We start from the raw sequence: 23,384 nt of genomic DNA on the forward strand, positions 1-23,384 counted from the left end.
TCGGCGTCCGGTTCGGGCACACTGCGAGCTGTGAGCTCCGCAGACACCGACGGGGTCCGCACGCGGCTGTGGCGCGGCGGACGGCTCGTCGACGAGAATTTTCCGCTGGCCGATGTCTCCGACCACCTCGCGGACGACTCCGCGCTGGTGTGGGTCGACCTGTGGGAACCCGACCACGAGCGGCTGCTCGCACTCGCCGAGGAACTCGGCCTCGACCCGCACGCCGTCGAGGATTCCCTCGCGCACGGTGAACGCACCAAGGCGACCCGATATGCGACCCACACGTTCCTCACGGTCTACGCGACCAGGCTCGACTCCGGCAGCCCCGACACGGGCGACGACCTGGCCTCGCGGCTGCGGACGAGCCGCGTCTCGGCGTTCGTGCTGCCACGCGGCATCGTCACGGTGTGGCGCGGCGACGCCTTCGACGTCGAGGAGCTGGTGCGCCGCTGGGACGACAACGTGGATCTGATGGTGCACGGCACGCAGGCGCTGGTGCACGGACTGCTGGACGTGATCGTCGACGGTCAGTTCGAGACCATCGAATTGCTCGACGAGGCCATCGAAGGCCTCGAGGACGGACTGTTCGACGATCACGCGCAGACCAAGACGATCCAGCGTCGTACCTACCGGGTCCGCAAGGAACTCGTCGAACTGCGCCGCGTGGTGCTGCCGATGCGCGAGGTGGTCGCGCTGATCATGAGACACCGTGCCGAGCACGGTAATTCGGTCGAGCTCGACAGCTGGTACACGGATCTTTACGACCACGTGGTGCGGGCGACGGAGTGGACCGAATCGCTGCGCGACATGGTGACGACGGTGTTCGAGACGAATCTGTCGCTGCAGGACGCCCGGCTGAACACGGTGATGAAGAAGCTCACCGGGTGGGCGGCGATCATCGCGGTTCCGACCGCGGTCACCGGTTGGTACGGCCAGAACATCCCGTTCCCCGGGTTCGGTGGCTCGATCGGGGTCGCGACCAGCGCAACGGTGATCGTCCTGTCCGCCGGGCTCCTGTACGTGGTGTTCAAGCGCCGCGGGTGGTTGTAGGTGCGCCTTCGGCGCCCGTGTGCCTTTGTGGCGGTCCCCGCCGCCACAAAGGCACACCGGGCGCGGAGCGCCCACCAGGCACACCGGGCGCGGGGCGCCCCGACGTTTCACTCCCGACGTCCGGGGTAACTCCTACCCGAGCGATCACAACCCCGTGATCACACAAACCGAGGAGGACTCGTGGCCGACTTCATCGACAAGGCGAAGCACAAGGCGGAGGAGCTCGGGGGCAAGGCGAAGGAGCACACCGGCAAGGCGACCGGTGATCGCCGTCTCGAAGACGAGGGCAAGAACGACCAGGCGGCGAGCGGCCTGAAGAAGGCCGGCGACAAGGTGACCGACGCCGTCGAGGACGTGAAGGACTCGTTCAAGAAGTAACCGGATGCTCCGGCTCGGGGGCCGCGCGATCGCGCGGCCCCTGGTCGAGCCGGAACGGCGGGTATTCGTCGCGCATCAACGCCGCGTACGCCCACACCCGGTACGCCCACCGGTTGATCCCCACCACGAGATCGAACAGGCCGTCCGGGTAACGGCCGGTGAACAGCAGTGCGATCGCGGCGATCAGCACCAGGATCCCCAGCAGCGACCCGGCGTAATACAGGGCCGGGCTGTCCAGGTCGCCGCTCACCACCCATGTCGACGAGCCGGTGACCAGCACGGTGAGGATCAGGTAGTGCGGGATGGCCAGCAGCCACCACTTGACCAGAACCAGGCCGCGTGAGAGCCGCTCGGGGTAGTCGACGTCGAAGTCTGCCGGATAGTCCGTGCGGTGCAAGGTGAACGGCGGATACCGGTCCGTGCCCAGGGCGGAATAGGTGTAGAACGACACGCGCCACCACCAGCGCATCACACCGACGTTGAAGTCGAACAGGGGACGCGGGTACCGGGCGGTGAACAGGATCGCGAAGCCCGCGATGACCGTGATCACGAAGTGCGCGATCGAGAGGAAGAACAACACGACGAAGTGCGGGATCGCCAACAGCCACTTCACGAGCCACAGCCACCGCGACGGCGCGTCGAGGTCGCCGCGCACCGTCACCGGATACGGACCCACGACAGCCACGGCGGGATGCGGCGCATGTACCGGCGGCGGCAGGTGTCTGCCGATGCCGACCGCGCCCAGCACGAGAAGGGGCACGCCGATGACCAGCAGTATGAGTGCGCCGATCATGCACCACAGCGTCAGCGGACCGAGGATCGGAAGGTTCACTCCCGCAGTGAGATCCACGCGGATGCCGGGAGAGGCGTCCGCGTTCATCACGACGATCGTCCAGTTCCCTTCCTGGAAGTCCCACTGCAGTTCCTGCGTACCGGGTCCCGAGGCCGACGCGGACCAGAACGTCTGCTCCCCCGGCGGGGCCGGCTGCCCGGCGCCGGGGATCTGCCGGTATCCCGGTTGGAACGGGAAGAAGTCGAGGTCGCCGAGTTCCGTGTGCGCGACACCGGCCAGATAGCCGTCGACGTCGTCCTGCCGCGCGACGCCGAGGAACACCTCCCGGTCCGGCTCGGCCGCGGTGCCGCGCAGCATGATCCGGCCGAGATCGTCCGGCCCGAACCCCGCAGGCATGTTCTCGTCGACGACCAGTTCGATGTTCTCGGAGACCAGGGCGGCGGTGTCGGTCCGGTACTGCTCCGTCGGGGTCGTGAAGAAGCCGTTGTCGCGCTGGAATGCGTACGCCCAGCCGAGGAACGCGGTGGCGGTGAGCAACGCCAGGCCGAGCAGCGACATCAGGACGCCCACCACGAGCATGATCACTCTGCCGACCCTCATGATCGACCTCCGGTTCGACGCACACGCAGGCCCGTCAACCCTAGCGCTCCGCGAATGTGCCGAACAAGAGTGCGACGGCGCCTCGCAGGCTCGTCAGGACACGTCGAGCTTGCCCGACAGTTGTTCGAGGCGACGCAGACTCGCGCCGTCCAGCCCCACGATCTCGGCGCTCTTGCCCCTCTCCGCGTACTTGTGCAGCACCGAATCGAAGGTCGCGACCGTCGAGGCATCCCACACCTCCGCGTCGGTGAGGTCGATCACGACGCGGGCGGGGTCGTTCGCGTAGTCGAACTGGTAGACGAGGTCGTTGCTCGACGCCCAGAACAGCTCGCCGGAGACGCGATAGGTGCGGACACCGTCCGCGTCGGCTGTATGGATCCGGGTCATGTGCGCGACGCGTCGTGCGAACGCGACCATCGCCGTCAGCACACCCGAGACCACCCCGATCGCGAGATTGTCGGTGAGCAGCGTCACCACCACCGTCACCACCATGACGAGGGTCTCGCTGAGCGGCATCAGTTTCAGGGTGCGCGGCGAGATGCTGTGCCAGTCGAGGGTTGTCACAGCGATCACCAGCATCACCGCGACGAGCGCGGCCATCGGGATGGCGCCGACGACCTCGCCGATGGTGACGCACAGCACCAGCAGGAACAGCCCGGCGAGAAACGTCGAGATGCGGGTCCGTGCACGACCTTCCTTGACGTTGATCATCGTCTGGCCGATCATCGCGCAGCCGCCCATACCGCCGAACAGTGCACCGGCCCAGTTCGCGACGCCCTGTCCCCATGCTTCGCGGGTCTTGTCGGAGTGGCTGTCGGTCAGGTCGTCGACGAGTTTCGCGGTCATCAACGACTCCATGAGTCCGACGAGCGCGAGCCCGACCGCGTAGGGGGCGACGATCCGCAATGTCTCGACGGTCAGCGGCACGTCGGGAATCATCCACGTCGGGAAGCCGCTGGGCAGGTCGCCCTGATCAGCGACGTCGGGCACGTCCAGACCGAACAGCACCACGATGCCGGTGAGCACGACGATCGCGATCAGCGCTGCGGGCACGGCGGTGGTGAGCTTGGGGATGAACACGATCATCGCGATGCCGGCTGCGACGAGCGGATACACCGCCCACGGAACGTCGAACAGGTGCCGGAGCTGCGCGGTGAAGATGAGAATCGCCAGGGCGTTGACGAAGCCGATCATCACCGACCGCGGAATGAACCGCATGAGTTTCGCGACGCCTGCGACGGCCAGCAGGATCTGCACCGCACCGGCGAGCCACACCGCGGCGATGAGGTAGTCGAGTCCGTGCGACGCAACGAGCGGGGCGATCACCAGGGCGGTAGCGCCGGCCGCGGCCGACACCATCGCGGGCCGGCCACCGACGAACGCGATCGTCATTGCCATGATGCACGAGGTGTACAGCGCGACCTTCGGGTCGACACCGGCGATCACCGCGAACGACACGACCTCGGGGATCAGGGCAAGGGAGGTCACGAGACCGGCGAGGATCTCCGTGGTGAGGCGCCGGGGCGAGCGGAGGGTTTCGAGCACAGTTTGCACCCGGGAAGTCTAGGCACGGAAACACGACGAAGCCGGTCTCGTGTCCCTCTGGTGCGAATCGCCGCAACGTGTAGTGTGGACACATCGGACAGCTCGCTTCGAGTGTTCGAGGTCGGCGGCGCTCCCATGGTCCACAATCACCATCCGAGCAGCACGCGACCATCCGAAGAACCACCCTGGCACGTCTCCACCCGGTCACGGACCTTTCTCGACCCCGTGATCGCCTGTTGTACCGAGCCGTACCCGAAAGAAGGACGCTATGAGCAACGACACCGAATTCACCGGTCCGCTGTTCCTGCAGCCGAGCAACCCGGACGACGAACAGCTGCCCGAGATCACGCAGCCGCAGCCGCAGAGCGCCCCGAACTACGACGGGTTGTTCTCTTCGCGTCCCTGAGGCCTGTTCCAGGACATCCGCCGCGTACCGGTGCGGGCGAAATCCTCTCCCCCAGCACCGGTTCCACGTGTTACCGGCGGATTGCGTCACCGTCTCCCGTGTTGCCGTGACGTTGCGTGCGGTCCGGCGACCGCTGCTCACCGAGCGCGCCAAAGCGACACGCCCCCAACCGGAGCTGCCGTCCGGTGACGGGCCTGCTTCGCTCGGGAGTACCGACCCGCGCCATCACCGGCACCGTCGACGAGCAGGGCGAGTAGCGTCGGCACACAACGTCCCGAACGCGGGGGTTCACATGAAACACTTCCGAATCGTCGACGAACACGGCGGGGTCATCGACGAACAGCCGTTCCGCACGGCCGACGAGGCTCACGCGTGGGCGACCACCCATCCCCGGTCGGAGCTGGGACCGTGGTCTCTCGAGGAGCAGGTGGACGGTCGGTGGCAGCAGCTCGGAAGCTCCGAGCCGACCTGACACCGGCCTCGACCGATCCTCGGGTCGATACCCGCAGAGGCCGTCGACGGGCACGCGGATTCGGGTAGTCGCCTACTCGTGTTTTCCGGTTCCACCGCTGCCAGGCTTCCGGCATGGACACGGAACCCTTGTCGATGACCATCGTCGGACCGCCGGCGCTGTCCGGGACCGTCCTGCAGATAGGTCCGGGACGCCAGGTCCTCGGGTGCGACGCGTGTGCCGACCTGAAGATCGACGATCATCGGGTCGGCGCACGTCACGCCGCGATCGACCGCTTCGGCGGCCGGGTCGTCGTCGAGGATCTGGGGTCCTCCCACGGGACCTGGGTCGGCGGCGAACGTCTCCGCGGGGCTCGTGAATTGCACGACGGCGAGATCGTCACGTTCGGCCGTGTCGAGGTCCGGCTCGAGCAGATCGACGAAGCACTCCCCCCGATCCGCGCGAATCCGCGACCCCCGCCGGCCGGTTCCGACGACCGCAACCCGGACGACGATTACGCCCGGCAGCGGGAGAGCTTCCTGCACGAGGTCAGAACGGCGAGGGCGTGGGCCCGATTCGTGTTCTGGGTCGGATTCGGAACGGTGCTCGTCGGAGCATTCGGGTGCACCTGGTTCCTCGCCGACGGAGCCGACGAGACGGGCACCGCGTCGGTGGCGACCACCGCGACGGACGAATTCCCCGCGTTCGGGCCGCACACCGTCCTGGGACCGGTCGGAACGCTCTTCTTCATGATCGGGTTCGTCGGCCACTTCGTGCTGATTCTCGGCTCGTTCCTGTGGATCATCGCGGCCGCACACGTGCGGCGGGTGGACACCGACCCGCGTTATCCCTGGGATTCGCACGCCGCGCAATGAGAGACGATGCGCTACTCGAAAATTCGGGTAGCCGTGTACTCGTGTGCTCCGGACGTGCCGTTGCAAGGCTTCTGTCATGGACACGGACACACCTTCGATGACCATCCTCGGACCGCCCCCTCTCGCCGGGACCGTCCTGCGCCTCCGGCCGGGGAAGCAGGTCGTCGGGCGCAGCGCGCACGCCGATCTGCAGATCGACGATCGGCATCTCAGCGCACGGCACGCCGTGATCGACTGTCTCGGCGGTCGAGTGTTCGTCGAGGACGTCGGCTCGTCGAACGGCACCTGGATCGACGGCGAGCGGATTCGCGGGATCCGCGAGCTGCACAGGGGCGAGTCGGTCACATTCGGTTGTGTCGAGGCACGACTCGCTCCGGCGGACGTAACGGCGCTGCTCCCCGGGATCGATCCTCGCCACCCACCGCCGGTCAGGTTCGACGTGGGGAGCCAGCAGGCCGGCCACATCAACAACGTCGGCCACAACCAATACAACAGCTACGTCCAGCAGCGCGAGAGCTTCCTGCGTGAGGTCGCTGCGTCGAGGACGCGGGCGCGGTACGTGTTCTGGATCGGGCTCACGATGGTGCTCGTCGGGGCGCTGGGATACGCCTACTTCCTTGTCGACGCCCTCGGAAGCCTGAGCACCGCGTTCGAGACGGGCATCGAACCGGAGAGTTTCCCGATCTTCGGTCCGGACACCGGTTTCGGCCCGGCCGGGCTGATCTTCTTCATGATCGCGTTCATCGGTCAATTCGTGCTCGTCGTGGGGTTGATCCTGTGGATCGTCGCAGCCGCTCGTGTACGGCGAGTCGACACCGACCCCCGCTATCCGTGGAACGCACCCGCATCGAGATGAAGGGGCACGTCATGGTTTTCAACATCGGCTCACAGCAGGGAGCGATCAACAACGTCGCGGGAGATCAGACGATCCATGGTGGGCAACATGTTTCGTTCACCACCGCGGAGGCGCTCGCGTCTGCCGGTGAGCTGGCCCGCGCCCTGCGCGAACTGGGACTCACGGAGAGCGCACACGAAGCCGACGACGTCGAGCGGGAACTGAAGCAGCACACGCCGAACCGTGAGCGTATCGCCGCCCGGCTGACGCGAATCGCGCAGACGGTCACCGCGGTCGCAGCGGCGGGTTCCGCCGTTCACGGACCGCTGGTCGCACTCGCCCGATGGTTGGGCGCGCTGGGATCTCCCGTTCTGCGGGTCCTGGGACTCTGAGCAGGAGTCCTTCGGCGACGACCGGAAATGTCGCTGCGGGGGTGCCACGTGCGCACCGACCAACGATCAAGCCCCGCACGCCGATTCCTCACGGAACCCGTGGCGACGATTGTGAAGCACAACGAGTCCTCGGGAACTCGCCGAGAGCCACTGAACCGAACAGGCGCGGTGCCCCCAGTCGGACTCGAACCGACACTCGGCGGATTTTAAGTCCGCTGCCTCTGCCAATTGGGCTATGGGGGCGCTGCCGCGACCGGTCGGCCGGTCGCGGCACCGCCTCACACCCTAACCGGCGAGCTCGGCGACTTCGAGCGCGCGTACCGATTCGGCGACAGCCTCGGGATGTCCGATGCGGTCGAGGGCGACGATCTCGCCGGAGAATCGTGGGCGTCCACGAATGTCGCGGACCGGCACCGCCCGTTCGCGCCCCGCTATCGCACCACCGACATCGCGATCCCGTCGAGGATGTCGTGCTCGCTGACGACCAGCTCGGTGATCCCGGCGCGGGCACCGAACTCGTCGGCGAGCACCGTCGTGACGATCGCTCCCCCACCGATCACGTCGACCCGGCCCGGGTGCATCGGACCGTAGGCGGCGCGCTCGTCGTGGGTCTGCCCGAGCAGCGTCGAGCACACCTCGCGGAGCCGGTCGAACCCGACGGTCGACAGGTGCACCTTCTCCGGGTCGTACTCGTCGAGACCGTGCGCGATCGCCGACAGCGTGGTCATCGTGCCGGCGACCCCGACCCATGTGTGGGCCTGCTCGACCGGCACGTGCGCGAGCGCCTCACCGATCTTCTCCCGCGCGACGGCGCGGGCCTCCGCAATCTGCTCGGCCGTGGGCGGATCGTCGTGCAGGCACCGCTCGGTGAGCCGCACGCACCCGATGTCGGTGGAGTACGCGGCGTGCACGCCGTCGGCGTCGCCGAGCACGATCTCGGTGGAGCCGCCACCGAGATCGACGACGACGAAAGGTCCACGCGCGGAATCGAGTTCGCCGACCGCGCCGGTGAAGGACAGCCGGGCCTCCTCGTCACCGGAGATCACCTCGGCCTCGGCGCCGGGGATGACCGCGCCGAGCACCTCGCGGGTCATCGAGAAGAAGTCCTCGCGGTTGCCGGCGTCGCGGGTCGCGGACGTGGCGACCATCCGCACGGCGGTCGCTCCCGTTTCCCGGATCAGATCGGCGTACTCGGCGAGCGCGACGCGGGTGCGTTCGATGGCTTCGGGAGCGAGCATGCCGGTGGCGTCGACGCCCTGGCCGAGCCGCACGACCCGCATCAACCGGGTCACGTCGGTCAGTCGACCGTCGGGTCCGATGTCGGCGATCAGCAGGCGGATCGAGTTGGTCCCGCAGTCGATCGCGGCGACACGGCTCATTCCGACTCCCCGCGCAGTTCGGCATAGGTGGGCCAGTCCGCGGGAATCGCGGTGCCCCGCAAACCCGCGTCGGCCGCGAGGGCGACCGCCTCGTCCCCGAACGGGTTGACCCCCGGGCCCTTCGCGAGCGAATGCGCGATGAGCACGTGCAGGCACTTGACGCGGTCCGGCATGCCACCGCCGGTGAAGTCGGTGCCGAGCGATTCGATCGCGTCGCGTTCGGCGAGATACGCCTCGTGGGCGCGGCGGTAGGCGGCGGCGAGCTCGGGGTCGGTGCCGAGACGCTCGGTCATCTCCCGCATCACCCCGGCCGATTCCTGCCGGCTCGCTTCCGCGGTCAGACGCGGATCGGTGAGGTAGTACAGCGTGGGAAAGGGCGTGCCGTCGGGCAGCTTCGGTGCGGTCTTGACCACCCCGGGTGCGCCGTCCGGGCAGCGGTAGGCGATGGCGAGGACGCCGCGCGGGGTGCGCCCGAGCTGGGCGGCGACGGCATCGAGGTCGGACTGTGCGACGGGATCGGTCACCCGGTCGGTTCTCCTGCTTCTGGGGGTGCCACGGGCATCTGCCGGGGCACCGGTTCGGGCTCGGGTTCGGGCGGCGGTTCGGACACCGATCGCCACAGGTCGCTGTACCACGCGCCGGTCGAGGGTCGTTCCTGGATCTTCTCCTCGTCGACCCGACGGCCGTCGCCGGGAAGCTGCACCTGGTAGGGGGTGTCGCCGGGCATCACGAATCGCAGCCGTTCCCGGGCCTGCGCCCGGATCCACGCCGGATCCTCGATGTGCGCCTTCTGCTCCCGCAACGCGGCGATCTCCTGCTCGAGCGCGACCCGTTCGGCTTCGACGCGGTCCGCTTCGGCGCGCTGGCCGACGTAGGTGCGCAGCGGCATCGCGAGGGTCAGCGCCAGGCCGCACACGACGAGCGCGAGCACGACGGCACGGCCGGTGGACAGACCCAGGAAGGTGCGTTCGGTGCGGGTCTTGCGGACCTCGCGGGGCGCACCGACGCGGGTGGGCCGGGCCCGGTTGGCGGAACCCCGGCTGCGACCCGGCGCCGAGGTGACGGGATCTTCGCGTCCTGCCGGACGCGCACCCGCCGACTCGGCCACCGGGTCGGGCGACGTGGTAGATCCCGACGGCCGGGATCGGCTGGGCCGCCGCGAACCCACCGCACCCTCGGAACGGGCGCGTCGGGCGCCGGGCCGGGATCTACCGCGTTGACTCATACCGCTCCGGTCACGCCTCGGGGTTGAAGCGCGGGAACGCCAGCTCACCCGCGTAGCGGGCGGCGTCGCCGAGGGACTCCTCGATACGCAGCAGCTGGTTGTACTTCGCGACGCGCTCCGAGCGGGCCGGAGCACCGGTCTTGATCTGGCCGCTGCCGACGGCGACGGCCAGATCGGCGATGGTGGTGTCCTCGGTCTCGCCGGAGCGGTGGCTCATCATCGTCTTGTAGCCGTTGCGGTGCGCGAGATCGACGGCGTCGAGGGTCTCGGTGAGCGTGCCGATCTGGTTCACCTTCACCAGCAGCGCGTTGGCGGCACCCTTGACGATGCCCTCCTCGAGACGCTCCGGGTTGGTGACGAACAGGTCGTCGCCGACGAGCTGCAGCTTGTTGCCGATCTTCTCGGTCAGCGCGACCCAGCCCTCCCAGTCGTCCTCGCTGAGCGGATCCTCCACGGAGACGAGCGGGTAGGCCGAGAGCAGGTCGTTGTAGAAGTCGGCGAGCTCGTCGGCGGTACGGACCTTGCCCTCGAACTTGTAGCCGGTGCCCTCGGTGTAGAACTCGGTGGCGGCGACGTCGAGCGCGAGCGCGACATCCGAACCGAGCTTCAGGCCGGTCTTGGCGATCGCCTCGCTGATGAGGTCGAGCGCTTCCTTGGTGCCGGCGACGTCCGGAGCGAAGCCACCCTCGTCACCGAGACCGGTGGCCAGGCCCTTGCTCTTGAGGACCGACTTGAGCGAGTGGTAGACCTCGGTGCCCCAGCGCAGGGACTCCTTGAAGGTGGGGGCGCCGATCGGCGCGACCATGAACTCCTGCACGTCGACGCCGGTGTCGGCGTGGGCGCCACCGTTGAGGATGTTCATCATCGGCACCGGCAGGATGTGGGCGTTCGGGCCACCGACGTAGCGGAACAGCTCCAGACCGGACGACTCCGCACCGGCCTTGGCGACCGCGAGCGACGCGCCGAGCAGCGCGTTCGCGCCGAGCCGGCCCTTGTCGGGGGTGCCGTCGGTGTCGAGCAGCGCCTGGTCGACGGTGCGCTGTTCGGTGGCGTCGAGGCCGATGATGGCCGGCGCGATCTCACCGAGAACCGCCTCGACTGCCTGCTCGACGCCCTTGCCCAGGTAGCGGTCGCCGCCGTCGCGCAGCTCGACCGCCTCGTGCTCACCGGTGGACGCACCGGACGGCACCGCAGCGCGAGCGAAACTTCCGTCGTCGAGCAGCACCTCGACCTCGACCGTGGGGTTGCCCCGGGAGTCGAGGATTTCGCGGGCTCCTACCTGCTCAATGATGGCCACTGGCTGATTCTCCTTCGATGGACTTCACGCTGCGGGGTCTGCACGCTGGGGACAGCCTAACGGTCCCCACCTGGGCACGAGGCACCACTCGCCCCGGAGCCGCGACCGAACCCGGACCGATCGGACTCCGGTCGGTACAAATCGACCGGACCGGTCACGGTCGTACCCCGACGCTGTAGGCGGCGGCACGGTCGCGAACCAGAGCCATGTAGTCGGTCGAACGGTTGTAGGCGAACAGCGCGGCCGTCCAGCCTTCCGCTGTCGTGAGGTCGCCGCCGCGGTCGCACAGATACAGTCCCGCGCTGAGCGCCGCGTCGTCGAGATTGTCGGGGTCGGCGACGCCGTCGCCGTTGGCGTCGGTACCCCACCGGACCCATGTTTCGGGGATGAACTGCATCGGGCCCATCGCCCGGTCCAGGACGGGATCGCCGTCGAGTCGGCCGCCGTCGGTGTCGCGGATCTCTTCGAGACCGGGTCCACCGTCGAGGGGAACCCCGCGGATCGGCGGCGACACCGCGGCGTTGTCGTCGGCGCGGGCACCCCCGTGCCGCCCGTGCCCGCTCTCGACACTGCCGATCCCGGCGAGCGTGGTCCACGCGAGTCCGCAGTCCGGGCGGCTGCGAGCCAGCACGACGGCCGCGTGACCGTAGGCCTCCAGGGCGACGACGGGGATGCCCATTGCCTCGGCCTGCGGTTCGGCCCAGTCGCGCAGCTGCGCAGCGGTGCGGCCCGATCCGTCCACGTCGATGGCTGGCACCGGGAAACCCGCGCCCGGCGGAACGCCTTCCGGGATGGGGATCGGTGGTTCGCTCGGCGTCAGGATCGAGACGGCGACGGCCAGGACGACCACCGTCGCGAGCACACCGAACAACAGCCGCGGCCACGGCGAACGAGGTCGCACGGGCCGCGGGAGCGGTGGATTCGTCGCAGTCGGCTGCACGTCCCCATCTTCCACATCGCTATTAAAGGCCAGGTAAAGGGGCTTAAGGCCCTTGCCCGATTCGCACTCGCGCGGTGTATGTTTCGTTCCGCACCAAAAGAAGAGGTTCGCCTCACCTAACCGCGCTGGAGTTCCATATGTCCGTGTTTGCCGCCGCCGGCGCTCCGTCCATCGCCACGCAGCTCGCCGGCTCCGGCCTCATCGGACTCCGGGAAGGACTCGAAGCCGGCATCGTCGTGATGATCCTCGTCGCGTTCCTGGTCAAGGCCGAGCGGCGCGACGCGTTGAAATGGGTGTGGCTCGGCGTCGGCATCGCCGTCGCGATGGTCGTCGCGACCTTCCTCATCATTCATTTCGGCACCTCGACGCTCGACGGCCTGGCCGCGGAGATCGCCGCCGGCATCGCCTCCCTCGTTGCCGTCGTCATCGTCACCGCGATGGTGCTGTGGATGCGCAAGGCGGCCCGCTCAATCTCCGGCGATCTGAAGTCCGGGATGGAGAAGGCCCTGATCGTCGGTCCGTCCGCGGTGCTGACCCTGGCCTTCTTCGCGGTCGGCCGCGAAGGACTCGAGACCGCGCTGCTGATGGTCGGCTACGCCGAGAACACCGCCGGCAGCGTGTGGCCGCTGGTCGGCCTGCTGCTCGGCATCGCCCTGGCCGCCGTCCTCACCGTCCTGATGTATCTCGGGGCCGTCCGCATCGACATGGCCAAGTTCTTCGAGTACACCGGGGCGTTCCTCGTCGTCGTGGCCGCCGGCATCCTCGCCTACGGGATCCGCGCCCTGCAGACCGGTGGCGTGCTGCCCGGCGCGAGCAATCTCGCCTTCGACGTCTCGGCCCACTACGACGCCGGCAGCTGGTACGGCACCGTCCTCGGCGGCATCCTCAACGTGCGCCCGGACCCGACGGTCCTGCAGTTCGTCGCCTGGCTGGCCTATCTGGTGGTCGTCCTGTTCCTGTTCCTGCGCCCGACCGCCTCCCCCGCGCCGGCTCCTGCGGCCGACGAAACCGCCACCGTCTGAATCTTCCGTTCCGTGCACAATCTCCTCCCGAAAGGCACCGACCCGATGCGTCGTACCACCTATGCCCTGGCGGCCGCCGCCGTTCTACCCCTCGCACTCGCGGGCTGCACCGAGAAGTCGTCGGCCGACGCCGAGGCCGTCGCGGTCACCGCCACCGACTCGACGTGCGAGGTCGCCGTCACGGAGGGCACCACCGGGCACAACACGTTCGCGGTGACCAACAACGGAACCAAGGTCACCGAGTTCTACGTGTTCGACAACGGTGACCGCGCGCTCGGCGAGGTCGAGAACATCGGCCCCGGCCTGACCCGCCAGCTCATCGTCAACATCCCCGAGCCGGGCGACTACGAACTGTCCTGCCGCCCCGGGATGGTCGGCGAGGGCATCCGGCAGGCGTTCACCGTGACCGGTGATTCCAAGGCCGCCACCGACGCCGACGGCAAGCTCGCCGAGGCCGCCGACGGCTACCGCCGCTACATCCGCAGCCAGACCGAGGCGCTGGTCACGACCGTCGGCGAGTTCGTCGCCGCCGTCAAGGCCGGCAACGTCGACGAGGCCAAGCGCCTGTACCCGCTCTCGCGCACCTACTACGAGCGCATCGAGCCGGAGGCCGAGAGCTTCGGCGATCTCGACCCGCGCCTCGACCTGCGCGAAGCCGACCTGGAACCGGGCCAGGCGTGGACCGGCTTCCACAGGCTCGAGAAGGACCTGTGGGTCGACGGCCTGAAGCCCGACACCAACGCCATCGCCGACCAGCTCGTCGTGGACATCCAGGAGCTGTCGGACCTGGTGAACGCCGACGACTACACCGTCGATCCGACCCGCATCGCCGGTGACGCGCAGGGCCTGCTCGACGAGGTGTCGACCTCCAAGATCACCGGCGAGGAGGACATCTTCTCGCACACCGACCTGTACGACTTCCAGGCCAACGTCGACGGCTCGCAGGCCGCGGTCGCCGCGCTGCGCCCGATTCTCGACGAGCAGGATCCCGAGCTCGGCCAGGCCATCGACGCCCGCTTCGCGGATCTCGACGCGGCACTCGCGCAGTACCGCCAGGGCGATGTGTTCGTCTCCTACGACACCGTCACCGAGCCGCAGCGCCAGGAACTGTCCCGCCTGATCGACGCGCTGTCCGCCGAGGTCAGCAAGGTGCAGGGCGTCGTCGCGGAGGCGTCGGGCGCATGACCGGCCGGCCGACCACCGAACCCGATCCGCAGCACTCGTCCGGAATCTCCAGGCGGCGGCTGTTCGGCGCCGTCGGCGCCGGAGCGGTACTCGCCGGTGCCGGCGCGGTGGTCGGCCGGGCCACCGCACCGCACCCGGGCCCCGGCACCGACGGTGTCGTGCCGTTCCACGGCGAGCACCAGGCGGGCATCGTCACCCCCGCCCAGGACCGCATGCACTTCGTGACGTTCGACGTCACCACCCGCGACCGCGACGAGCTGATCGATCTGCTGAAGACGTGGACCGCGATGGCCGAGCGGATGACCGCCGGGCTCGAGGCCACCGAGGACGGCGCGACCGGCGACGGCGCGTACCACCCGCCGAGCGACACCGGCGAGGCGCTGGACCTGGACGCGTCGCAGCTGACTCTCACGATCGGTTTCGGTCCGTCGCTGTTCGACGACCGGTTCGGCCTCGCCGATCTGAAGCCGGCCGCACTGCAGGACCTTCCGCACTTCCCCGCCGACAATCTCGATCCGGCGCGATGCGGCGGCGACATCGCGATCCAGGCCTGCGCGAACGACCCCCAGGTCGCCGTGCACGCGATCCGCAACCTCGCGCGGGTCGCGTTCGGCACGGCGTCGGTGCGGTGGTCGCAACTCGGGTTCGGCCGCACCTCGTCGACGTCCACCTCGCAGGTGACGCCGCGGAACCTGTTCGGGTTCAAGGACGGAACCAACAACCTCAAGGCCGAGGATCCGGCCGCGCTCGCGGAGTCGGTGTGGGTCGACGCCGCCGACGACCAGGCCTGGCTCGCCGGCGGCACCTACCTGGTGGCCCGGCGCATCCGCATGCTCATCGAGCAGTGGGACCGCGCGATCCTCAAGGAACAGGAAGCGGTGATCGGCCGAGACAAGCGCGAGGGTGCCCCGCTCGGTCAGAAGAACGAGTTCGACGAACTCGACCTCGAATCGAAGGGTCCGGACGGACTGCTCGTCCCGGAGACCTCGCATGTGCGACTGGCGTCGGCACAGAACCTCGGCGGGATCCGCATCCTGCGGCGCGGCTACAACTTCACGGACGGTTCCGACGGTTTCGGGCACCTCGACGCCGGGCTGTTCTTCATCGCGTTCTGCCGCGATCCGCAGAAGCAGTTCGTGCCGATGCAACTCGCACTCGCCCGGGCCGACGCCCTCAACGAGTACATTCAGCACGTCGGATCCGCTGTCTTCGCGTGTCCACCCGGCCCCACCGAGGGCGGGTACTGGGGGCAGCAACTGTTCGAGGCCTGAAAATGCGCCTACGCCGGTGATTTCGCCCTGAATCACCGACGCAGGCGGGGGAAGGTGGGCCGCCGAGGGGTGGGACGGCCCACCGGGGGTCAATAGGCGCCGTTGCCGCGCAACACCGCGCCGATCGTGCGCCACAGGATCGCGAGATCCATGGCGAAGGTCCAGGTCTCTACGTATCTCAGGTCCGCGCGCACCGATTCCTCCCACGAGAGGTTGCTGCGCCCGCTGACCTGCCAGAGTCCCGTGAGCCCCGGCTTGACGAACAGGCGTCTGCGCATTCCGTCCTCGCTGTAGCGGGCGACTTCGGACTCGAGCGGTGGACGCGGACCGACCAGCGACATGTCGCCGGTGACGACGTTGAACAATTGCGGGAGTTCGTCCAGTGAGTACCTCCGGATGAACTTGCCCACCCGCGTCACCCGGGGGTCGTCGTAGATCTTGAACAGCACACCGGCCCCGATGTCCCGGTCGGCGACCTCGGCCAGCCGATCCTCGGCGTTCACGACCATGCTGCGGAACTTGTACATCGTGAAGGTTCGACCGTCCCGTCCCACCCGCGTCTGTTTGAACAGCGCCGGCCCCGGGCTCGTCACGCGGATCGCGACGGCGATGGCGAGCAGCACCGGGGCGAGAAGCGCGACGATCAGCAGCGCGGCGACCCGGTCGAAGACGTTCTTCACCAGCCAGGACGGGCCGGAATAGCGCGGTGCGGAGAACTTCAGCAGGGGAAGACCCGCGAGCGGAGCCATGTGCAGCCGCGGACCGACCAGATCCATGAGAACGGGTGCCATGAGGAGGTCCGTGCCGGTCCGCTCCAGATCCCAGCTCAGCGCCCGGGTCTTCGAGTGCGTCCAATCACTGGACGGCAGCAGCGCAACCGCCTGGAATCCGTGCAGGGCGACGATGCCGACGATGTCGTCCTCGGTGCCCAGGACGGGTACGTCGTCGATCGCGAGTGGTGCCTTCCCGCGGAACGAATCGGCCGGAAGGCAGATACCATCGATTTCCCATCCCGAATCCAGGAACTCGGACGATCGCGCCAGCAGTTCGTGTACTTCCACCGTGTCCCCTGCGACCAGAACCGACCAGACATACGCTCCCTTCCGTCGCCGCCTCCGGATGTAATGGCGGAGCCCCAGACGAGCGCACACCGTCGTGAGCGCGGCCAACGGCAGGGCACCGAAGATCCACGACTGACCGGCGGCGGTTCCCCACGCGTAGCCGGCCACCGCGAGCACCGCGATCGCGAGCGCGTAGGCGCGGCCGACCCGCCGGAACTCCTCGGCTCCCGAACCGAGAATCCTTGCATCCCAAGATCTCTGAGACGCGAGGGCAATCATCGCCACGATCGGCAGGACCGCGACGAGGCCGAGCGAGCGGCCGGCCGGAAACGCCAGATGGTGGTAGCCGAATGTCACCACGGCGTCGGCCGCGAGGACACACAGAAGATCGACGCAGCACGCGAGCACCGCATATCGGCGTTCCCACCACGGACGCGAAACCTTTTCCGGAGCAGCACATCCCGGGAGCACTCCGCGGGCCACAGGCGTCGCCGGCTCGAACGAGAATGTAATCCGGGATACGAATTCCCCCACCCCGGCCCCTGCACCTCTGTCGTTCTTGTACATGGAAAAGGACCCCCATTCCGGGGATGAATGGCTCCAGTTCCCTAAAAACCTACCTGAGGATTGTTTTGGGCGCAATAACGAACTGCGGGTCCCCACCCGGGTCACTTCGTGCTCTCGAACCGGGTCACGCCTCACCGATGTAATGCATCCACTCCAGTACGAGTAGTGCACCCTGCGCCCAGAGGTCTCGGATCTATCGCCGATCCTCGATGCGATCGGCCGCGAGCGACTCGCGGCTGCCCTCACGCCGCCACGGCAGATCGATCCGGCCGCGTCGGAGCATCTCGCCGATCACGTCGGCAGGCCGGGGCCGGCTCAGCAGGAAACCCTGCGCGCGAGTGCACCCGAGCGCGAGCAACTCCGCGGCCGCCACTTCGGATTCGAGCCCCTCGGCAACCACGTCCAGACCGAACGCCGCCGCCAGGCCCATGATCGATTCGACGATGACCCGGTCGCTCTTGCTGCGCTGCAGGTTCAGTACGAACACCTTGTCGATCTTGAGTGTCTGCACCGGAAGCGATTTCAGGTGCGCGAGCGAGCTGTACCCGGTACCGAAGTCGTCGATCGCGCAACGGACACCCAGCCGATCGAGCCGACGCAGCGTCATGCGCGAGCGTTCCAGGTCGCTGACCACGACGTACTCGGTGATCTCGATGCCCAGCGACGAGCTGTCGAGGCCGAATTCCTCGAGGGTGCTCTCCACCGTCTCGACGAAATCGAGGCTCACCAGCTGCACCGGCGAGACGTTGACGTTCATCCGGAGATTCAGGCCGGGGATCTCCTTCTTCCACTGGGCCAGCTGTGCGCACGCCTCGTGCAGAACCCAGGCGCCCAGCTCACCGGCCAGGTTGGTCGACTCCGCCACCTCGATGAACTCCGTCGGCTGCAGTCTCCCGAGCACCGGATGGTTCCAGCGGACCAAGGCCTCGACCCCGACGATCGTGCCGTCGACGAGATCGACTTCGGGCTGATACTCCAGGGTGAGATGTTCGCTGTCGATGGACGTCCGCAGACTGAGCTCGATCAGGTTGCGGCGTTCGCTCGCCCCCCGCATGTCCTCGGTGTATGCGACGACACTGTTGCCACCTTTGCTCTTGGCCATCAGCATCGCCTCGTCGACGCGCCCCAACAGCGCCACCGGCGTGATGCGACCCGGTTCTCCGACCGCCACGCCGAGGCTGCCCCCGCGTCCGACCACCTGACTTCCGAGCTGAACCGACATCCCGACCGCCCAGCGCAACGCGTCGGCGCGCTGCTGAGCGTCTTCGAGGGACACCGGACCGTCGAGAACGATGACGAACTCGTCGCCGCCCAGCCGCGCCACCAGATCACCCGGATCGCACACGCGGATCAGGCGCTGCGCGGTGCGGTAGAGGAACACATCGACGGCCGCGTGCCCCAGGAAGTCGTTGAGCGGTTTGAGCCGATCCAGGTCCAGGAAAAGTACCGCCACCGGTCCCGGTTGCCCCGGCCGCAGTCGCTGCTCGAGGTGTTCGAGCAGTGCCCGACGGCTGGCCAGTCCGGTCAGTTCGTCGTGATACGCCGCGTCACGCAGTTCCTGTTCGGCGCGCACCCGCGCCTGCACCTGCGCGAGCAGCGCCGCGATCATCGTGAGTGTGTTGATCTCCTCCTCGCTCCAGTCCCGCTCGCCCGCCTTGATGAATCCGAGCGTGCCGGTCGTGACCGTGCCCGAGATCAACGGGACCGCGGCGACGGAGACCGCGGGCACGCCGGACCCGGCGAAGACCCGGTCGGCGTAACCCGAGCCGGATTTCGACGGACTGCTGACCGCGGGTTCCTTCATGTCCTCGGTCATCGCGAAGATCGGGTCGGCGTCGCGGAAATACACGACCCCCAACGGGTCCGGATCCGGGACGAACGGTCGCGGGGGCCACTCCGCCACCAGGACGGTCGCGTGGATGTCGTGGTCGTTGTACCGGAGGAACGAGGTGTCCACGCCGAAGTACTCGACGAGTGTGCGCAAGACCTGCTCGATCGCGGACCGATGGGTGACCGCGTCCACCGGCATCAGGAACGAGGCCACACGTGTGACGATGTTCTCGACACTTCCGACAGCCATCTTTCACCACCGAAAATTTGTGTCAACGACTCCGCTCGACCGCGTACGACGCCGAATTCAGGACGATCTTCGTACCCTATCCGAGCGTCGAGCGCTACGGATCGGTTCCGGCGTTCCGTGACCGACCCGGAGCAGAATCGCGTACCGGTCCCCTGCTTTCGCTCCGAGCACGTCATCGAGCGCGGAACGCAGCCTGCGGATCGCGGGTACCCGAGGCGCGCAGAGGCGGACCAGATCCTCGTCGTCCTCCGCGTAGAGGAAGACCGGCGACGTCGGCTGGACCGACAGTCCGAGCTCCTGCGCGCAGATCCACACGTTTTCGGTGACCATCCCGGCACGCATGTAGTCGACCGGATCCGGTCCCGGCGCAGTCACGGCGATCACCGCAGCACTGTGGCGTATGCGCTCACTGGTGATGCGCCCGAGGCCCTGGCCGAGGTCCCACTCCTCCAACTGTTCGAGCACGTCGTTTCGCAGCGCCACTTCGAGCATGGTGCGCTCGACGTCGTCCAGACCGAGCGCGTCGACATCGATCCCGCTCTCGAGGCCACCGGAGGCGGGCCAGCGCAGCTCGGCCACCATCTCGCGTCGCAACGACTCGGTCAGATAGCGGATCCGGTCCGATTCGGCGAGGATTTCGGCGACGGCGGCCAGATTCTCGGCGCCCTCGACGACGCGGATGTCGCCGCCTTCCTGCCGGGCCGCGGCGTGCAACGCCTCGATTTCGGTCTCCGACAGCGACGTCCCGTCACACGGTCGCCGATTGGTGCAGCGGGCGAGCGTCGCGTCGTACCGGGCGGCCAGGGAGGGGTCGGCGCCGGCGGCGAACTCCATCGTCGCGAACGGCTCCCCGACTCGGCCGAGGCCGTCGGCGGCCCACCGCACCGGTCCGAGAATGCCGTGGGCGGCTGCGGCGATGCGGGCGTTCTGCAGTGCAGCGCCGAGCGCCACATACGCGCCCCGACATCGGATATCGATGGCGGTGGGAACGAAATCGGCCGCGAGTGTGACGGTGATGCAATCGTCGTCCGCAGTGATCGACCAGGGCTGGCTGTTCCCCCCGGAGGGGGCTCGGGAAGCCGCGTACAACACCCGGTCCACCGGGTCGTCGGGAGGGCCGCCGAAGTCGGCGGGCCGATCGGGTGCCGTCACCCGGCCGGCCGGAGGAACGAGCCCGTCGAGGAGATCGTCGATGTCCACGCCGGACCGCCCGGACTTCAGGGACATACCCAAACCGATCCGTCGCACCGCGGCTGCGACCGCCGCTCCCCCCAGCATCACCTCGCTGCCCAGCTGAGGCCAGGTCGTCAGTGATCGATCGATCTCGAGGAGCGAGGCGCCCATCCGGGAGGAGAGCCGATCGGCACCGAGCAGCCGGAGTGCGAACAGGATCTTCTCGCGGCCGGACAGGGTTGCCAGCCGCTCCGGCCGGACGTCCTCGAACAGTCCGTGGAAGGGCGTTGCGGCATCCTGATCGAAACGCTCGACGTCGATCAGCCCCCGGTCGCTCGTCGCCATGACGACGGGCACTCCACGCTTCGCGGCCTCGATCCGCAATCCGATCTTGGTGTCGAACGAATCGCACTCGTCGACGAGCACGTCGAGCCCGTCGACGAACGCGGCCGCGGTGTCCGGCCGGACTCCGTCCGGCCACACGCAGAGCTCGAGATAGGGGTCCAGCTCCGCGAGGCGCCGGGCCACGACGACGGCTTTGTTGACACCGAGGTCCACCAGCGAACCGGGCACGCGGTTGAGGTTCGACAGTTCGATCGCATCGAAATCGGCAAGCCGCAGCGTCCCACACAGACCGTCGAGCACCAGCGCCTGCGCGACCGCGGAACCGGCACTGAGCCCCACCACACCCACCGTCTGCTCGCGCAACCGGTCCTGCTCCTGCACCGTGAGCTTGTTCCGGTTCCGATCGAATCGGAGTCGCCGGAACGATCGGGGACCGAGCACCCGCACCACGGTCCGCCGCCACGGATAGTGCACCCACCGCGGAGCCTCGTCGAGCAGGTCGGAATCCGGGGAGGGCAGTATCCCCCGCATTTCCTTCAGCTGATCGGCCAGACGATCGACGACCGCAACGCCTGGATCCGCGCGCAGGGCATGCAGGGTCTCCATGTCCGTTGCCCGGCCTTCCACGAGCACGGACGCTTCCCAGGTCGAACGCCCGAGCGCAGTCACCTCGCGTCCCCGCCGCTCGGCGGCACCCGCATCTCGGCGACGACGACCGGAGCCTGGGGACGGTTGCGATGCCTGTCCCACCACATCAGGCGTGTCCGGTATCGCGCGTCCGGGTAGGGAGTCGCGCGGATACGGTGGTCCACCACGCCACCGCAGGTCTTCCACAGTTCGAGCACGTTGTCCGCCGCCGTGGCCATCATGAACCGGACGTCGAGCAGGTCCATGAACATCGCACCCATCTGCGCCAGCGCGAGTGTCAGTTCACGCCGATGCGGCAGTCCCTCGGCGACCCAGGCCGCCTTCGCCTCGATGACTCCGGCCGGGATCCGGGCCTCGATCATCCTCCGGATCCGGTCGACGTCCTGCGGCGTCGTCCACTCGTGAAGAGCATGGGACTCCTCGGCCCGGGTGTACGGCCCCTGGGCACGCAACCCGCCCACCACGACGCCCCGCGAATCGAGTGCCGCGTGGAACAGGGCCGTCGTCTCACCGCTGCGCACCCGCTCGTAGTCCAGGGCGGATTCCACCCCGAAGCGCCGGTAGGCGCGCAACGCACCCGAAATGTACTCGCGCCACAGATCCGGCACAGCGCGCGGCGGGGCGGCCACGAAGTGATATCCCGACGCATGGTCCCGGTGAACAGAAACCTGCGACTGCGTCGTTTCCGCCACCGGTTTCGACGCAAGCCGCACGGCTCGGTTCATTGTTCACCCTCCGAACGTGTCACTCCCCCGGCCGGCGTGCACACGTCCGCTGCGACGACCGACTCGTAACAATCATCGCGTACGGATTGGAGGGATGAGACGTTTACGGCTCAATCCCTCTCTTTTTGATCAGATTGATCAGACCAACCGGATGAACAGGTCCGTTTCACCGTCCGATCGGATGGTCGCCACCTCACCGCCGTAGGCGCGTTCGATTCGTCCCTCCTTCTCCGCGAGTTCGACCTGATCCCAGACGTCCTCGACCGGATCGCCGTCGTCGGCATCGTTCGTGAAATGAGCAAAATATGCGGTCGGTACCGTCACCATCGAGTCCCCGACCGGGAGGTCGTCCACACCATTGCAGCGGTACCCGACCACCGCGGACCAGCCCACCTCGGGATTGCACACGTACGCCACGACGACCTCGTCGATGCCACGTGCCCGTATGCGGTCCTCGGTGAACGCCATCAGTTCCGAACGCTGGGCCGCTGCACCGGGTGCCATTCCCGGGAGAACCAGTCCTCCCACTCCGAACGAGTGAAGTTTCACAACCTCGAAACTCACTGCACACCAACGTCTTTCGATGATCCGACGTGGTCCGGAAGACTGATCGACACGTAGAGATCGATCGCGTACGCGTGCGGATAGAACTCGAAATCGCCCACGAAGGATCGGACGATCGCACCCGAACTTTCCGCGTCGTGGATCTGCTCCCACAGATCGGCGACCACACCCGGGAACGAACCGGTCGACGAGAACTTTGCATACGTGCCCGCAGGCACCCAGGACACGATATGACCCGGTGTCACCTGGTCGAGCGAATCACATTGGTATCCCACGGTTTGCGTGTAGTACGAGCCGACTTCCTCCGCAGGATCGGTGTACGCGGACGCGAGCGGTCCGCCGAGCTCCTGCTTGAGGACGGCATGCCATGCTCGCTCGAGGTCTCGATCACGCAGCTTTCCCAGCGGCCGGCGGGGGCTGCGGACCGGCAACCCCGCCACCAGGGTTCGTTTTCGCTGGACGATATGGAACGACATCGGGCAACCTCCCAACCCTCTGGTTCCGAACAGCACACATCCCGCGTGGTCCCCCGACGAATGCGAACGATGTGAGTTACATCGAGTCTAGGGCCGCTTTC

At 67.8% G+C, this 23,384-nt stretch carries 24 protein-coding genes and 1 tRNA gene; 10 read left to right on the top strand and 15 right to left on the bottom strand.

Translation table 11 applies throughout. The annotated features are described in order from the left end of the window. The first annotated feature begins 30 nt into the window (after nucleotides 1-30). Both ACWDUD_RS02755 and ACWDUD_RS02760 read left to right on the top strand, forming a co-directional pair. A complete protein-coding gene (locus ACWDUD_RS02755) occupies nucleotides 31-1,050 on the top strand; it encodes a magnesium transporter CorA family protein (RefSeq protein ID WP_450108250.1) in 1,020 nt (339 codons plus the stop codon). Between the two features lie 180 nt (nucleotides 1,051-1,230). Further along, nucleotides 1,231-1,428, top strand: a complete 198-nt coding sequence (locus tag ACWDUD_RS02760; protein WP_197251633.1) for a CsbD family protein — start codon at nucleotides 1,231-1,233, stop codon at nucleotides 1,426-1,428. On the opposite strand, the gene ACWDUD_RS02765 is transcribed toward ACWDUD_RS02760, so the two are convergent. Continuing rightward, the gene (locus ACWDUD_RS02765; RefSeq protein ID WP_450108251.1) at nucleotides 1,418-2,821 is read right to left on the bottom strand and encodes a DUF4389 domain-containing protein; all 1,404 of its coding nucleotides are present in this window, start codon (nucleotides 2,819-2,821) and stop codon (nucleotides 1,418-1,420) included. The genes ACWDUD_RS02760 and ACWDUD_RS02765 overlap by 11 nt on opposite strands. Nucleotides 2,822-2,914: 93 nt before the next feature. Next, nucleotides 2,915-4,375 carry a SulP family inorganic anion transporter gene (locus ACWDUD_RS02770; RefSeq protein WP_450108252.1) on the bottom strand — a complete coding sequence of 487 codons (1,461 nt, stop codon included), beginning with the start codon at nucleotides 4,373-4,375 and terminating at the stop codon, nucleotides 2,915-2,917. Nucleotides 4,376-4,634: 259 nt separating this feature from the next. Between ACWDUD_RS02770 and ACWDUD_RS02775 the strand changes: the two genes are divergently transcribed. From ACWDUD_RS02775 to ACWDUD_RS02795, 5 genes are all read left to right on the top strand, one after another. Beyond that, nucleotides 4,635-4,772 (top strand): hypothetical protein, encoded by a 138-nt coding sequence (locus tag ACWDUD_RS02775; protein ID WP_197251635.1) that lies wholly within the window; start codon nucleotides 4,635-4,637, stop codon nucleotides 4,770-4,772. A gap of 292 nt (nucleotides 4,773-5,064) precedes the next feature. Continuing rightward, a complete protein-coding gene (locus ACWDUD_RS02780; RefSeq protein ID WP_450108253.1) occupies nucleotides 5,065-5,244 on the top strand; it encodes a hypothetical protein in 180 nt (59 codons plus the stop codon). Between the two features lie 113 nt (nucleotides 5,245-5,357). Continuing rightward, nucleotides 5,358-6,098, top strand: a complete 741-nt coding sequence (locus ACWDUD_RS02785; protein ID WP_450108254.1) for an FHA domain-containing protein — start codon at nucleotides 5,358-5,360, stop codon at nucleotides 6,096-6,098. A gap of 76 nt (nucleotides 6,099-6,174) precedes the next feature. After that, complete coding sequence (locus ACWDUD_RS02790) at nucleotides 6,175-6,954, top strand: FHA domain-containing protein (RefSeq protein WP_450108255.1); 780 nt, start codon at nucleotides 6,175-6,177, stop codon at nucleotides 6,952-6,954. Between the two features lie 11 nt (nucleotides 6,955-6,965). Further along, nucleotides 6,966-7,325: a hypothetical protein gene (locus ACWDUD_RS02795; RefSeq protein ID WP_450108256.1), complete on the top strand. Its 360-nt coding sequence runs from the start codon at nucleotides 6,966-6,968 to the stop codon at nucleotides 7,323-7,325. A gap of 169 nt (nucleotides 7,326-7,494) precedes the next feature. Here the strand turns inward: ACWDUD_RS02795 and ACWDUD_RS02800 are convergent. The 7 genes from ACWDUD_RS02800 to ACWDUD_RS02830 form a co-directional block, all read right to left on the bottom strand. Then, nucleotides 7,495-7,568 (bottom strand) — tRNA-Leu (locus ACWDUD_RS02800). 42 nt (nucleotides 7,569-7,610) lie between these two features. Then, the gene (locus ACWDUD_RS02805; RefSeq protein WP_420749477.1) at nucleotides 7,611-7,739 is read right to left on the bottom strand and encodes a hypothetical protein; all 129 of its coding nucleotides are present in this window, start codon (nucleotides 7,737-7,739) and stop codon (nucleotides 7,611-7,613) included. A 17-nt stretch (nucleotides 7,740-7,756) separates the two neighbouring features. Further along, nucleotides 7,757-8,704 carry a Ppx/GppA phosphatase family protein gene (locus ACWDUD_RS02810; protein ID WP_450108257.1) on the bottom strand — a complete coding sequence of 316 codons (948 nt, stop codon included), beginning with the start codon at nucleotides 8,702-8,704 and terminating at the stop codon, nucleotides 7,757-7,759. Beyond that, nucleotides 8,701-9,228 (bottom strand): DUF501 domain-containing protein, encoded by a 528-nt coding sequence (locus ACWDUD_RS02815; protein ID WP_197255424.1) that lies wholly within the window; start codon nucleotides 9,226-9,228, stop codon nucleotides 8,701-8,703. Before ACWDUD_RS02815 ends, ACWDUD_RS02810 begins: the two co-directional genes overlap by 4 nt. Beyond that, the gene (locus ACWDUD_RS02820; protein WP_450108258.1) at nucleotides 9,225-9,812 is read right to left on the bottom strand and encodes an FtsB family cell division protein; all 588 of its coding nucleotides are present in this window, start codon (nucleotides 9,810-9,812) and stop codon (nucleotides 9,225-9,227) included. Before ACWDUD_RS02820 ends, ACWDUD_RS02815 begins: the two co-directional genes overlap by 4 nt. A gap of 127 nt (nucleotides 9,813-9,939) precedes the next feature. Continuing rightward, a complete protein-coding gene (eno, locus tag ACWDUD_RS02825; RefSeq protein ID WP_450108259.1) occupies nucleotides 9,940-11,226 on the bottom strand; it encodes a phosphopyruvate hydratase in 1,287 nt (428 codons plus the stop codon). Nucleotides 11,227-11,380: 154 nt separating this feature from the next. Next, entirely contained in the window at nucleotides 11,381-12,166 is a 786-nt protein-coding gene (locus tag ACWDUD_RS02830; RefSeq protein WP_450108260.1) for a lytic transglycosylase domain-containing protein, read from the bottom strand. A 137-nt stretch (nucleotides 12,167-12,303) separates the two neighbouring features. Between ACWDUD_RS02830 and efeU the strand changes: the two genes are divergently transcribed. From efeU to efeB, 3 genes are read left to right on the top strand one after another with little or no spacing between them, the layout of a single operon-like run. Beyond that, nucleotides 12,304-13,188 carry an iron uptake transporter permease EfeU gene (gene efeU, locus ACWDUD_RS02835; RefSeq protein WP_450108261.1) on the top strand — a complete coding sequence of 295 codons (885 nt, stop codon included), beginning with the start codon at nucleotides 12,304-12,306 and terminating at the stop codon, nucleotides 13,186-13,188. Between the two features lie 45 nt (nucleotides 13,189-13,233). After that, complete coding sequence (efeO, locus tag ACWDUD_RS02840; RefSeq protein WP_450108262.1) at nucleotides 13,234-14,373, top strand: iron uptake system protein EfeO; 1,140 nt, start codon at nucleotides 13,234-13,236, stop codon at nucleotides 14,371-14,373. Continuing rightward, complete coding sequence (gene efeB / locus ACWDUD_RS02845; protein ID WP_248676449.1) at nucleotides 14,370-15,644, top strand: iron uptake transporter deferrochelatase/peroxidase subunit; 1,275 nt, start codon at nucleotides 14,370-14,372, stop codon at nucleotides 15,642-15,644. The genes efeO and efeB overlap by 4 nt, the downstream gene beginning before the upstream one ends. Before the next feature lie 89 nt (nucleotides 15,645-15,733). Here efeB and ACWDUD_RS02850 read toward each other — a convergent pair whose 3' ends face one another. The 6 genes from ACWDUD_RS02850 to ACWDUD_RS02875 all read right to left on the bottom strand — a co-directional run bounded on the left by ACWDUD_RS02850 (nucleotide 15,734) and on the right by ACWDUD_RS02875 (nucleotide 23,283). Beyond that, nucleotides 15,734-17,272 (bottom strand): sugar transferase, encoded by a 1,539-nt coding sequence (locus ACWDUD_RS02850; RefSeq protein WP_450108263.1) that lies wholly within the window; start codon nucleotides 17,270-17,272, stop codon nucleotides 15,734-15,736. A gap of 193 nt (nucleotides 17,273-17,465) precedes the next feature. Beyond that, nucleotides 17,466-19,352: a bifunctional diguanylate cyclase/phosphodiesterase gene (locus tag ACWDUD_RS02855; protein ID WP_248676288.1), complete on the bottom strand. Its 1,887-nt coding sequence runs from the start codon at nucleotides 19,350-19,352 to the stop codon at nucleotides 17,466-17,468. Between the two features lie 57 nt (nucleotides 19,353-19,409). After that, nucleotides 19,410-21,539, bottom strand: coding sequence for an Rv1355c family protein (locus tag ACWDUD_RS02860; protein WP_248676287.1), 2,130 nt, complete (start codon nucleotides 21,537-21,539; stop codon nucleotides 19,410-19,412). After that, on the bottom strand, nucleotides 21,536-22,147 hold the full coding sequence (locus ACWDUD_RS02865) for a hypothetical protein (RefSeq protein ID WP_248676286.1): 612 nt from the start codon (nucleotides 22,145-22,147) through the stop codon (nucleotides 21,536-21,538). Before ACWDUD_RS02865 ends, ACWDUD_RS02860 begins: the two co-directional genes overlap by 4 nt. A gap of 234 nt (nucleotides 22,148-22,381) precedes the next feature. Beyond that, nucleotides 22,382-22,747: a hypothetical protein gene (locus ACWDUD_RS02870; RefSeq protein WP_231610852.1), complete on the bottom strand. Its 366-nt coding sequence runs from the start codon at nucleotides 22,745-22,747 to the stop codon at nucleotides 22,382-22,384. A 56-nt stretch (nucleotides 22,748-22,803) separates the two neighbouring features. Then, nucleotides 22,804-23,283 carry a GyrI-like domain-containing protein gene (locus ACWDUD_RS02875; protein WP_197252998.1) on the bottom strand — a complete coding sequence of 160 codons (480 nt, stop codon included), beginning with the start codon at nucleotides 23,281-23,283 and terminating at the stop codon, nucleotides 22,804-22,806. Nucleotides 23,284-23,384: the final 101 nt, after the last annotated feature.

Source organism: Rhodococcus sp. NPDC003382, assembly GCF_053589135.1.